Genomic DNA, 11960 nt, shown 5'->3' on the forward strand with positions numbered 1-11960 from the left:
AAGAGGAACGACCGCTCGCCGGTCAGTCGAGATGACGAAATGGAGGAAACTACCGGCGCACAACGAGCGCTGATCAGTTGAGCTCGATGCGGACGCCTTTGGCGCCGTTGAGCAGCCGCCTCAAATGATAGCTGGCGAGCGGATCATCGGCATGCGTCCCGACCAGTGCGGCGAAAGCCGGCATGGCCGCGGCGTCGCCCGACTCGAGCTTGGCAAAGGCGATCGCATATTGCGTTGTGGCTGGCGCATCGAATTCCGTCGCCGGTAAAGGCTCGTGGGCGCGCAACGGCTCGCTGCGTCCGCGCAGGACAAGATCGCCAACGGGGCGTCCCTTGAAGTCCTGCGCCGCGCTTGCGACCGCGCCACTGACGCAGATCCGCGTGCCCAGCGCCTTGTTCGCGGCTTCCAGCCTGGCGGCGGTGTTGATCGTGTCGCCGTAGGCCGTGTAATCGAAGAAGCGGTCGCCGCCGAAATTGCCGACCAGCGCGGGACCGGCGTGCACGCCGATCCGAGTGGCGCCGAAATTCACGCCTCTCTGTTTCCAACGCCCGCGAAACGCCTCCGCCCATTCGTCGAGCGCCTGTGCGCAGGCGATCGCGCGGGTCGCGTAGTCGGGCTGGTCGCCAGGTGCATTGAACAGCACCTGGATTGCATCACCGATCACCTTCGCCACCGTTCCCTCATGCGCGAAGACGACATCCGTCAGGCCGCCGACATATTCGTTGAGCATTGCCGCCAGCACCTCGGGTACCGCCGTCTCGACGAGCGAGGTAAAGCCCGTGATATCGGTGAAGATCACGGCGATCTCGCGCCAGCGCACCTCCATGTCGTTGCCGGCGTCCCCGGCGGCAAGGCGCTTGGCGATCTCGGGCGAGAAGTAACGCGACAGCGAAGCGTGGGCGCGCTCCGCTTCCATCTGACGGCGACGCGCCTCGCGCAGGATCTCGATGTGACGCATCGTCTTCCGGATCGTCGTTTCCAGGTCGACGAAATCGATGGGCTTGGTCAGGAAGTCGAATGCTCCGCGATTCATCGCGGTGCGTATGTTGCTCATGTCGCCATAGGCCGAGACGATGATGGTCGACTTCTTGTCCTCTGCCTCCTGCAGTCTCGCCAGCAGCGACAGGCCATCCATGCGCGGCATGGCGATGTCGGAAACCACAAGATCGACATGGGGATGCTGCTCGATCGACTGAAGGGCTTCAAGGCCGTCACGCGCGAAGACGAAGCTCACCAGTCCGTCGCGGATCTGCCGGCGGAATTTCTGGAGCACGAGCGCCTCCAGATCCGGCTCGTCGTCGACTACGAGGATGGTGGCGGTCATGCGGATTGTTCCAGCCTCGCGTCGATCTCCTGGCGGACCTCACCGAAGTCGATCGGCTTGGTCAACAGGCCCTCCGCGCCTCGCTCCAGCGCCCTCTTGCGCGTCGCGGCGTCTCCGTAGGCCGTGATCATGACCACGGGAACGTCAGGCCGCCGGGCGCGGACCTCCGGCAGCATCTCCAGCCCGTTCATCCCGGGCATATTGATGTCGGAGAAAATGAGAATCAGCGAGTGCTCGCCGACGTCGGTGATGCGTCTCAGGGCTTCCGACGCCGACCCCGCGAAATCCATCACAAACCGCTGGGCGCGAAGATCACGGCGAAATTGCTGGCGGAACAAGGCCTCCACATCGGGCTCGTCATCCACCACCAGAACCATCACACTCACGGCTAACCTCTGTTACTATCCGAAAAATTGCTTCTGCGCGGCAGCAGGATGGTGAACTCGGTAAACTCGCCGGGCTCGGTCTCTACATTGATCGTGCCGCCATGCTGCTTCACGATGATGTCATGGCTCATGGAAAGTCCGAGGCCGGTGCCTTCCCCTGGCGGCTTGGTCGTGAAGAACGGGTTGAACATCTTCTCTTTTACCTCGGGCGGAATGCCGACGCCGTTGTCGCGGATGCGGATTTCGACGTATTCGCCACGGCGGAGTGTGCTGGCGCTGACCTTCGGTTCAAATCCAGGACCATTTTCGCTGCCGCGCTTGGCGACCGCATAGAAGCCGTTGGAAATCAGGTTCAGCAGCACCCGAGTGATCTCCTGCGGGAACACCTCGATCGTGCCGGCGTCCGGATCGAGGTCGCGCCTGAGGGTAACGTTGAACTGCGGCTTCTCGGCGCGCGCGCCGTGATAGGCGAGGTTGAGACTCTCCTCGACCAGCGCGTTCACGTCGGTCGGCCGGTGGTCGCCGCCGCCCTCTCGCGAATGTAGGAGCATGTTCTTGACGATGGAATCGGCGCGTTTGCCGTGCTGCACGATTTTTTGCAGATTGTCCTTCAGGAGCCCGCTCAGTTCATCGATCTCGCCGCGAATGCTGTCAGCGAGTGACGCTGATGCCAGCAAATCGCTCAGCTCGCCCGTCAGTTCCGTGGAAAGTGCGGCAAAATTGTTGACGAAGTTGAGCGGATTCTTGATCTCGTGCGCAATGCCGGCCGTGAGCTGACCGAGGGAGGCGAGCTTCTCGGTCTGGATCAGGCGCCCCTGCGCGGCGCGCAAATCGTCGAGGGATTTTGCAAGTTCCCTGGTGCGGGCCTGCACTTGCTCGAACAGCCGCACATTGCCGATCGCAATCACGGCCTGGTCGGCGAAAGTCTGCAGCAGTGCGATCTGCTTGTCGGTGAACGGGTGCACCTCGTTGCGGCGGAGCACGATCGCGCCGATGCTTTCGCTCTCGCGCAACAGCGGCACGCTCAAGATGGTGCGGTGGCCCATCCGGAGCGCAAGCTCACGACCTTCCGGGAAGTCGGCATCGTTACGCAGATCAGCGACGTGCACCGGGGTCTGGTCGATGAAGGCGCGGCCTGCAGTCCAGTTGCGATTGATCGGCCATTTCTCAAGGTGAATCAGAATCGGCCCGTGATGGGCGCAAAATCGCAGGTCGTCGCCGTCCTTTAGCACCACGGCGGCGTCATAGGCATCGCAAAGCTCGCAGGCGCTTTCGACGATTGCCTTCAATGCCGGTCCGACATCTGTCGGCGAGGAGGCAATCACCTTCAGGATGTTGGCGCTGCCGGTCTGATGGGTGAGGGCTTCCTGGAGATCGCGAGTCCTGGCCTGCACTTCGTTGAACAGCCGCGCGTTTTCGATCGCGATCACGGCCTGATCGGCAAACGTCCTGAGCAGTGCGATCTGGTTGTCGGCGAACGCGCCCGCTTCGGCGCGCGAAACACCGATCGTGCCGATCGCAACGCCTTCGCGCAGCATGGGCACGACAATGATGCTTCGATATCCTCTGGCGCGTGCCATGTCCCTGACGGTCTGGGGGACATCGGGTTCGGTTTCGATATCGGTGCGAAACGCGATGGTTGAGCTCTGCGCGACCCGGCTGTGAATCCCCGAGGATGTGAGCGGGGTGGGGAATGAATTCTCGATCTCCCTGTCTCCGGCTTCGCTTCCAGCAGTACGAGCTGCGAGATGAAGCATGTCGCCGACAACGCGTGTGACAAGCCCCGTTTGGCCCCCGAGCAGCCGCCTCGCACTTTCGGCGATGGCGTCGAATACCGGCTGCACGTCGGTTGGCGAGCTCGCGATGACGTTGAGAATTTCGGCTGTCGCGGTCTGCCGTTCCAGCGCTTCCCTTGTCGCGTTGAACAGGCCGACATTCTTGATCGCGATCACGGCCTGGTCGGCGAAGGTCTGCAACAGCCGGACCTGGTGCGCGCTGAACGTGCCGGTCGCCCGGCGCGTGGTGATGATGATACCGATGACCTCGCCCTCGCTCACCAGCGGGGCGAACAACATGCTGCGATAGCCGCGTGCACGGGCGACGTCCCGTGCGGCCGGCTCGAGCTCGGTGTCGGGCAGTTGCGCGGCCGTACCGCCCGCCACGAGCTGGTAGGGCGGGAATTGAGCGAAGGGCATTGGAAACGCCGCCTGCAGCGCAAGGTCGCCGGCGGGATCGGTGGGGGTGAAGGCCGCCAGATGGGCGGCGCCGCTCGCATAGCGAAGCACCGCGGTGGAAAAGCCGCCGATCAGCCGGTTGGCGTTGGCCGCGATGGCCTCGAACACCGGCTGCACGTCGGACGGCGAGCTTGCCATCACATTCAGGATATCGGCAGTGGCGGTTTGCCGCTCCAGCGCTTCCCGTGTCTCGTTGAACAGACGCGCGTTCTCGATCGCGATCACGGCCTGATCGGCGAAGGTCTGCAGCAACTGCACGTGATCGGCGGCAAACGCGCCCGGCTCGGCACGCGTGACGCTGATCATGCCGACGGGCGTTCCCCTGTTCATCAGCGGCATGAACAAGACGCTGCGGAAACCGCGCAGCCTTGCCAGCTCCTTGTTCAGTTGCGGGACATCGTCGGCCTCGCTGTCCGGAAATTGAACTGTCTTGCCACCGCGAACCAGGGCAAAGGTCGGAAAGTCCGCGATCTGTCGCGGGAATGATGACTTCAATCCTTCGTCCGCTGCGGGACTGATCGGCGTGTACGCCACCAGATGAAGCTCATCGCCGATGAATTGGAGCACGGTGGCGGAGAAGGCCCCGAGCAGGCGCTTGGAGCTGGATGCGATGGCCTCGAACACCGGCCGGGCATCGGAGGGAGAGGCCGCGATGGTGCGCAGGATCGCAGCTCCGGCGCTCTGGCGATCACGGGCAATCGCAAGCTCGCTTTGCAGGCGTGCATTCTCGGCGGCACCCGATCGCAATTGCTGCTCCAGCTCGTCGATCCTGCGCCTCAATTCGGCGGTCATATCCTGGGAAAGCGCGGTCATTCGTGATCCGGTTCAGCACCGCTGCGCAAGCTGGCGCAATGCACGGCCGACGGAGGCCGGCCAGCCAAGGTTGCCGCATTATCACACCCCGCCCGGCCGGGGGCCAGTGCCCGCGGCGTGCCGGCATCTTCGCTCGAAAGCGCTCCGGTCACCTCACCTGGCGCTTTTCCAGCTTTCGGGCCAGGGTCCGGCGGTGCATGCCGAGCCGCCTTGCGGCTTCGGAAATGTTGAAATCGGTTTCGATCAGGGTCTGGTGTATGCGTTCCCATTCCAGGGTCTTGATCGAGGTGGGACGCGCGGCCACTTCGACATCGGCGTTGCCCTCGGCCTTGCGGAAGGCGGCTTCGATGTCGTCAGTGTTGGACGGCTTGGCGAGATAATGGCAGGCGCCGAGCTTAATGGCTTCCACCGCGGTGGCGATGCTGGCAAATCCGGTCAGCACGACGATCAGCATCTCGGGATCGTGCACATGCAGCGCTTCCACGCAGGCCAGCCCCGAGGCGCCGCCCAGCTTGAGGTCGACCACGGCATAGCCGAGCGTTTTCTCTTCAAGCACTTTCCGGACCTCGTCGAGCGAGGCCGCCACGACGACCTGATAGTCGCGCCGCTCGAACGAACGTTTGAGCGTGCGGGCAAAGCCCTCATCGTCCTCCACAATCAAAAGCAGCCGTTCATCCGTCAAGGCTGCCTCCGATCGCAAGCGTTGCCAGGGGCAGTTCGAGGCTGATGGTTGCGCCTCCCTCTGCATTGTTTCGCGCCGTCACGACCCCGCCGAGCTTGCGCACGACGTTGACGACCAGGAACAGGCCGAGGCCGCTTCCCGGGCGTCCCTTGCTCGACTGGTAGGGCTTGCCCAACTGCGCCAGCATTTCCGGCGCAAAGCCCGGTCCGCGATCGGTGACCGACAGGACGAGCCGGTCATCGGCGCGCTCGGCCGCGAGCTCGATCCAGTCGCGCGACACCTCGGCGGAATTGTCGAGGACGTTGAAGATCGCCTGCTTGAGCGCGACCTCGGAGACAACAGGCAGGTCGGTGCCGAACTCGTTCCGGAAGTACAGCGTGGCGGACGGGCGCGTGGTGCGCCACTCCTGGACCAGCGCCGCGAGAAATGCAGTCACGGTCGTCGGCGACGATTCTTCGCCGCGCGCCTCGCCGGCCGAGACGAGAATACCCGTGACGATCGACTTGCACCGTTGCAGCGACGTCTCCATCTCGAAGAGATCGTCCGAGAGCTCCGGATTCGATGTGAGGGCCGGCATGCGGCGCCAGTCGCTCAGGATCACCGACAGCGACGCCAGCGGGGTGCCGAGCTCATGCGCCGCCCCGGACGCAAGCAGGCCCATCCGGACGATGTGATCCTGCTCGGCGGCATGCTGGCGCAGCGCGGCCAAATTCGCATCGCGTTTCCGCAGGTTGCGGTTGATGCGCGTCACGAACACCACGAGCAGGACGGCATTGAGCGCAAAGCCGATGAACATGCCGGCAACATGAAGGCTGAACGGATCGCTGAAGCCGTACTGCGGCAGCCCGAGCGGGCGATGGGCGACGGTCAGCCCGGCGAAGCTCAAACAGGCCAGTCCGACCAGCGACCCGGTCGAGCGGGCGTCGAGCAGGACCGCGCCGAGGGTCACCTGCAGAAGGTAGAGCGATGTGAACGGATTGGTCGCCCCGCCGCTCAGATAGAGCTGGCCGGTCAGTGCGGCGACGTCAAGCATCAGCGCGAGCAGGAGTTCGCGATTGTTGATTTCCGCCCGATACCGTACCCAGACCAGGCTCAACAGGTTGAGCGCCACGAGGGCTGCGATCACGCCGGCCATCGGCAGGATCGGCAGCGCAATGCCCAGCCACCGGTCGACGAACGCGATCGTCACGATCTGGCCGATCACCGCGGTCCAGCGGAGCTGGATCAGCAGCGCCATGTTCTTGCGGTTGGTCGTGTCGTCGGTCGATTTTGGAGCATCCAGCGCGACCGGGGCCGTGCCAGCGCCGGCCCTGGCCGGCAGCGTCATGGCCTCGTCCGCCGTTTTCCCGTGGTCATGCTGATCCGATATGCGCTCGAGCATCTGGGCCCGTCTTGCGAGATAAATTGCGTGCGGCGGCCACCAGGCTCCGCACGGCATCGCGCCGCGCATCGAAGTCGCGGACATGGTCCCTGCCGCGCAAAGCGCGCAGGAGTGCAGCCGCCAGCATAATGGCCATGGCGAACCATGTCAGCGCGTAAATCAGGTGGTTGTTCGGGAACCTGACCACGGTTAGCCCGCCGATCGGGTAGCCGCCGGGGTTGGGGGCCGCGTCGGCATCGATGAAGAATGGCGCGACCTGCGACAGTCCGCGCGCTGTGGCGATCGCAGCGACATCGCGCGAGTACCAGCGGTTTGCCGCCGGGTCGTTCGTGCGCAGGAAGGCCCCCTTTGGCTCGGTGATCCGCAGCAGGCCGGTGATGCTCACCGCGCGGGGCGGATTTCCCTCGCGCCGCGTTGAAGGATCTCGCCGCTCCGGGGGAACAAAGCCGCGATTGACCAGGACCGTGGCTCCGTCCGTCGTCTGCAGTGGCGTCAGGACCCAGAAGCCGCGGCCATAGTCGGTCACGGCCGCCACCAGCGTCTCGCGCTCATGCAGGAAATGGCCGCTGACGGTCACGCGCCGGTATTCGTCGCTTGACGCGGTGATCGCGTGCCACGACGAGGGCGAGGGCAGCGGCTGAGGGGCTGCATGCTGGCGCTGCTCGACCCGGTCGATCAGCGCCAGCTTCCACGTCCTGCGCTCAAGCTGCCACACGCCGAGCGCGGTCAGCGCGACGACGCCCAGCGCCGCGAGGGCGACCAGTAGCAGCGAGAGGGCAGATGGGCGCGCCGTCACTGCATGGTGCTCATGTCATGCCCCGGCATCATGTTGACGTTGAGGTGATGCATGACCCACAGCGTTCCGGTCAGCCCGATCACCACCATGATGATGGTGAAGATCAGCGCCATCATGGTCCAGCCGCCCTCGGAGCGGGTATTCATGTGCAGGAAATACACCATGTGGACCACGATTTGGATCGCCGCCAGCACCGTGATCGCAAGCCCGGTGAGCTGCTTGTCTCCGAGCACGCCGCTCATCACCAGCCAGAACGGGATGGCGGTGAGGATGACGGAGAGGCCGAAGCCGATCAGGTAGCTTTCGCGCGAGCCGCCGGCATGGTGCTCGCCATGGCCGTGCGCGTCGGGTGCGGGTTGCAGGGCGTGAGTGTCGGATTTCATCGGAGCATTCCCATCAGGTAGACAAAGGTGAACACGCCGATCCAGACCACGTCGAGGAAGTGCCAGAACATGCTGAGGCACATCAGGCGCCTGCGGTTGGCCTCGATCAGGCCGTAGCGGGCGACCTGCACCATCAATGTCACCAGCCATACCAGGCCGAAGGTGACGTGCAGGCCGTGGGTGCCGACCAGCGTGAAGAAGGACGACAGGAAGGCGCTGCGCTGCGGCGTCGCGCCCTCGTGAATCATGTGGGCGAATTCGAACAGTTCAATGCTGATGAACGCCAGGCCGAACAGCCCGGTTATCACGAGCCAGGCCTGCATCGCGCCGACGCGCGACTTCTCCATCGCCAGCATCGCGAAACCATAGGTGATCGACGACAGCAGCAGCATCGAGGTGTTGACCGCCACGAGCGGCAGGTCGAACAGGTCCTTGGGCGCCGGGCCTGCCGCGTAGTTGCCGCCGAGCACGCCAAAGGTGGCGAACAGCATCGCGAAGATGAGACAGTCGCTCATCAGGTAGATCCAGAAGCCGAGCATCGTGCTCGCGCCTTCGGGATGATCGTGCTCGTCGACGACGTAGAAGACCGGTTCGGAGCTTTGTGGAGGGACGACGGCGAGTGTCATGACTTGGCTCCAGCGGCAAGCGCGTGCGTGCGCGCATCCTCCACCCGGACGACCTCATCGGCCGGAATGTGATAGTCGCGGTGATAGTTGAAGGTGTGGCCGATTGCGACCGCGAGCAGGGCGATGAAGCTCACTGCGGCCAGCCACCAGATGTACCAGATCAGGCCGAACCCCATCGCCGTGGCCAGCGCGGCGAGGATGACGCCCGTGCCGGTGTTGCTGGGCATGTGGATCGGCTTAAACCCGGTGAGCGGACGCCGATAGCCGCGGCGCTTCATGTCCCACCAGGCGTCGTTGTCATGGACGACGGGGGTGAAGGCGAAGTTGTAGGCCGGCGGCGGCGACGACGTCGCCCATTCCAGCGTGCGTGCATTCCACGGGTCGCCGGTCACGTCCTTCAGCGCTTCGCGCTTGAGCACGCTGACTGCGATCTGCACCAGGAAGGAGATGATGCCGAGGAAGATCAGGAACGCGCCAATGCCGGCGATGACGAACCAGATCTGCAGGCTTGGGTCATCGAACACCCGCAGGCGGCGGGTGACGCCCATCAGGCCGAGCACGTAGAGCGGCATGAAGGCGAAATAGAAGCCTGTCACCCAGAACCAGAACGACAGCTTGCCCCAGAACGGATCGAGCCTGAAGCCGAACGCCTTCGGAAACCAGTAGGCGATGCCGGCAAATGCGCCGAACACCACGCCGCCGATGATCACGTTGTGGAAATGCGCGACCAGGAACAGGCTGTTGTGCAGGACGAAGTCGGCCGGCGGTACCGCCAGCAGCACGCCGGTCATGCCGCCGAGCACGAAGGTGAACATGAACGCGACCGTCCACATCATCGGCAATTCGAAGCGGATGTGGCCGCGATACATCGTGAACAGCCAGTTGAACATCTTCGCTCCCGTCGGGATCGAGATGATCATGGTGGTGATGCCGAAGAAGGAATTCACGCTGGCGCCCGAGCCCATCGTGAAGAAGTGATGCAGCCAGACCAGATAGGACAGGATGGTGATGACGACGGTGGCGTAGACCATCGAGGTGTAGCCGAACAGGCGCTTGCCGGAGAAGGTCGAGGTCACCTCGGAGAAGATGCCGAACGCCGGCAGCACCAGGATGTAGACCTCGGGGTGGCCCCAGATCCAGATCAGGTTCACGTACATCATCGGGCTGCCGCCGAAGTCGTTCGTGAAGAAGTTGGTGCCGATGTAGCGATCGAGCGACAGCAGGGCCAGCACCGCCGTCAGCACCGGGAAGGAGGCGACGATGAGGACGTTGGTGCACAGCGAGGTCCAGGTGAACACCGGCATCCTCATCATCGTCATGCCGGGCGCACGCAGCTTGACGATGGTACAGATCAGGTTGATGCCCGAGAGCGTCGTGCCGACGCCGGCCACCTGCAGCCCCCAGATGTAGTAGTCGACGCCGACATCAGGACTGTAGCCGATATTCGACAGCGGCGGATAGGCGAGCCAGCCGGTGCGGGCGAATTCACCGACGAACAGCGAAATCATCACCAGCACCGCGCCGCCGACCGTCATCCAGAAGCTGAAATTGTTCAGGAAGGGGAACGACACGTCGCGCGCGCCGATCTGCAGCGGCACCACATAGTTCATCAGCCCGGTGACCAGCGGCATGGCGACGAAGAAGATCATGATCACACCATGGGCGGTGAAGATCTGATCGTAGTGGTGGGCGTTGAGATAGCCTTCGGAGCCGCCAAAGGCGATCGCCTGCTGCACGCGCATCATGATGGCGTCGGCAAAGCCGCGCAGCAGCATCACGATGCCGAGGATCATGTACATGATGCCGATGCGCTTGTGGTCGACGGTGGTGAACCACTCGCGCCACAGATAGCCCCACAGCCGGAAATAGGTGACGGCGCCGAGCAGGGCGACGCCGCCCAGCGCCACGACGACGAAGGTGCCGACGACGATCGGTTCATGCAGCGGCAGCGATTCCAGTGTCAGGCGGCCGAAAATCGCTTTGGCGAGGGAGGAAGTATCGAACATGCGGCGCTCTTTAGGAGTCTGATTTCGGACGCGGTCCGAGAAGAAGGGAACTTGAGGATGGATTGGCGGGCGAGAACAGCGGACGCTTGAGGCCGGCCCCGCGCAGCGGCGTCGTGTCGAACGGGACGGTGCTCTCCGGCTCGGATTGCCCCTTCAATTCGTCGACCGAGCAGATGCCCGCCACGTAGGTCGGCTCGGGCCCGAACACGGCGCCGCGGCGGGCATATTTGTCGTAAGTCAGCGGCAGCGTGTTGTTCAGTCCTTCGCGCCCAAGCCCACCCTTGGCGTCGATCGCCATCATCTCGCTCGCGCACATCTTGCCGGGCTCGACGCACATGTTGACGATCGCCTTGAACAGGTCGCCATCGACCGAGCCGTAGCGGCGAACCGGTTCGTTGGAGCTCGGACGTTCGAGCGCGAGATATTCGTTGCGGCCGAGCATGTCGCCGCTTGCCTTCACCTTCGCGATCCATTTGTCGAAATCGGCCGCCGTCAGGCTGTGGAACGCGAAGTACATCCCGGAGAAGCCAGCGCCGCTGTAATTGGCGGAGAAGCCTTTGTAGACGCCGGGCTTGTTGGTCACGGCGTGCAGCTTCGTCTCCATGCCCGGCATGGCATAGACTTGGCCCGCCAGCGCCGGGATGTAGAAGGAGTTCATCACGGAGGAGGCCGTGATGCGGAAACGAATCGGGCGGTCGACGGGAGCTGCGAGCTCGTTGACGGTCGCGACGCCGTACTCCGGATAGATGAACAGCCATTTCCAGTCGAGCGCGACCACCTCGACATTGAGCGGCTTGTCCTGGGCCTCGATCGGGCGATCGGCGTCAATGCGGCCAAGCGCGCGGTAGGGGTCGAGCAGGTGGGTGGCCATCCAGGTCAAAGCGCCCAGGCAGACGATGATCAGGAGCGGCGCCGACCAGATGACGAGCTCGAGCTGGGTGGAATGGTCCCAATCGGGCTCATAGCGGGCTGATGTGTTCGACTGCCGGTAGCGCCAAGCGAACAGCGCGGTCAGCGCCATCACCGGCAGGACGATCAAGAGCATCAGAACGGTGGAGATCACGACCAGGTCGCGCTGTTGCACGGCCACGTCGCCGGCCGGGGCGAGCACGACAAAATCGCAACCTGAAAGAGCGGCTGCGAGTGGCAGCAACGCAAGAATCCTCAAGACACGCACGGTGGAACCTTGTTGGAAATTTCCTATGTGAAACAGGGGGTAGCTGCGATGCAACAAGGAGGACATTGGACAATTTGTCCAATGTTGCAGTGCGCAATGGCGGCTCAAACAGCGCCTTTGAGGTCGCTAACGGCAAGACCGCCTGGCGGCCG

Annotated in this window: 10 protein-coding genes; all 10 read right to left on the minus strand. The window is 63.7% G+C overall.

Annotated elements, in window-relative coordinates:
• Nucleotides 1-73: 73 nt before the first annotated feature.
• The 10 genes from ACZYOF_RS04235 to cyoA all read right to left on the minus strand — a co-directional run bounded on the left by ACZYOF_RS04235 (nt 74) and on the right by cyoA (nt 11808).
• Nucleotides 74-1324 carry an adenylate/guanylate cyclase domain-containing protein gene (locus ACZYOF_RS04235; protein ID WP_463714905.1) on the minus strand — a complete coding sequence of 417 codons (1251 nt, stop codon included), beginning with the start codon at nt 1322-1324 and terminating at the stop codon, nt 74-76.
• Complete coding sequence (locus ACZYOF_RS04240; RefSeq protein WP_130579234.1) at nt 1321-1710, minus strand: response regulator; 390 nt, start codon at nt 1708-1710, stop codon at nt 1321-1323. Before ACZYOF_RS04240 ends, ACZYOF_RS04235 begins: the two co-directional genes overlap by 4 nt.
• A gap of 2 nt (nt 1711-1712) precedes the next feature.
• Entirely contained in the window at nt 1713-4757 is a 3045-nt protein-coding gene (locus ACZYOF_RS04245) for a GAF domain-containing protein (protein ID WP_463714906.1), read from the minus strand.
• A 148-nt stretch (nt 4758-4905) separates the two neighbouring features.
• Nucleotides 4906-5439, minus strand: a complete 534-nt coding sequence (locus tag ACZYOF_RS04250; RefSeq protein WP_463714907.1) for a response regulator transcription factor — start codon at nt 5437-5439, stop codon at nt 4906-4908.
• Nucleotides 5429-6820 (minus strand): ATP-binding protein, encoded by a 1392-nt coding sequence (locus ACZYOF_RS04255; RefSeq protein ID WP_463714908.1) that lies wholly within the window; start codon nt 6818-6820, stop codon nt 5429-5431. Before ACZYOF_RS04255 ends, ACZYOF_RS04250 begins: the two co-directional genes overlap by 11 nt.
• A complete protein-coding gene (locus tag ACZYOF_RS04260) occupies nt 6792-7616 on the minus strand; it encodes an SURF1 family protein (RefSeq protein ID WP_463714909.1) in 825 nt (274 codons plus the stop codon). Before ACZYOF_RS04260 ends, ACZYOF_RS04255 begins: the two co-directional genes overlap by 29 nt.
• The gene (cyoD, locus tag ACZYOF_RS04265; protein ID WP_130579242.1) at nt 7613-7999 is read right to left on the minus strand and encodes a cytochrome o ubiquinol oxidase subunit IV; all 387 of its coding nucleotides are present in this window, start codon (nt 7997-7999) and stop codon (nt 7613-7615) included. Before cyoD ends, ACZYOF_RS04260 begins: the two co-directional genes overlap by 4 nt.
• Entirely contained in the window at nt 7996-8625 is a 630-nt protein-coding gene (gene cyoC, locus ACZYOF_RS04270; protein ID WP_463714910.1) for a cytochrome o ubiquinol oxidase subunit III, read from the minus strand. The genes cyoD and cyoC overlap by 4 nt, the downstream gene beginning before the upstream one ends.
• On the minus strand, nt 8622-10631 hold the full coding sequence (gene cyoB, locus ACZYOF_RS04275; RefSeq protein ID WP_463714911.1) for a cytochrome o ubiquinol oxidase subunit I: 2010 nt from the start codon (nt 10629-10631) through the stop codon (nt 8622-8624). Before cyoB ends, cyoC begins: the two co-directional genes overlap by 4 nt.
• A gap of 10 nt (nt 10632-10641) precedes the next feature.
• A complete protein-coding gene (cyoA, locus tag ACZYOF_RS04280; RefSeq protein WP_463714912.1) occupies nt 10642-11808 on the minus strand; it encodes a ubiquinol oxidase subunit II in 1167 nt (388 codons plus the stop codon).
• Nucleotides 11809-11960 lie beyond the last annotated feature (152 nt).

The sequence above is a fragment of the Bradyrhizobium sp. LeoA1Lang genome, assembly GCF_055413685.1.

What these genes read in the sequence shown, in the direction of transcription:
- ACZYOF_RS04235 (WP_463714905.1), bottom strand. Translation starts at nt 1,324, where the DNA reads ATGACCGCCACCATCCTCGTAGTCGACGACGAGCCGGATCTGGAGGCG.
- ACZYOF_RS04245 (WP_463714906.1), bottom strand. Translation starts at nt 4,757, where the DNA reads ATGACCGCGCTTTCCCAGGATATGACCGCCGAATTGAGGCGCAGGATC.
- ACZYOF_RS04255 (WP_463714908.1), bottom strand. Translation starts at nt 6,820, where the DNA reads ATGCTCGAGCGCATATCGGATCAGCATGACCACGGGAAAACGGCGGAC.
- cyoD (WP_130579242.1), bottom strand. Translation starts at nt 7,999, where the DNA reads ATGAAATCCGACACTCACGCCCTGCAACCCGCACCCGACGCGCACGGC.
- cyoC (WP_463714910.1), bottom strand. Translation starts at nt 8,625, where the DNA reads ATGACACTCGCCGTCGTCCCTCCACAAAGCTCCGAACCGGTCTTCTAC.
- cyoB (WP_463714911.1), bottom strand. Translation starts at nt 10,631, where the DNA reads ATGTTCGATACTTCCTCCCTCGCCAAAGCGATTTTCGGCCGCCTGACA.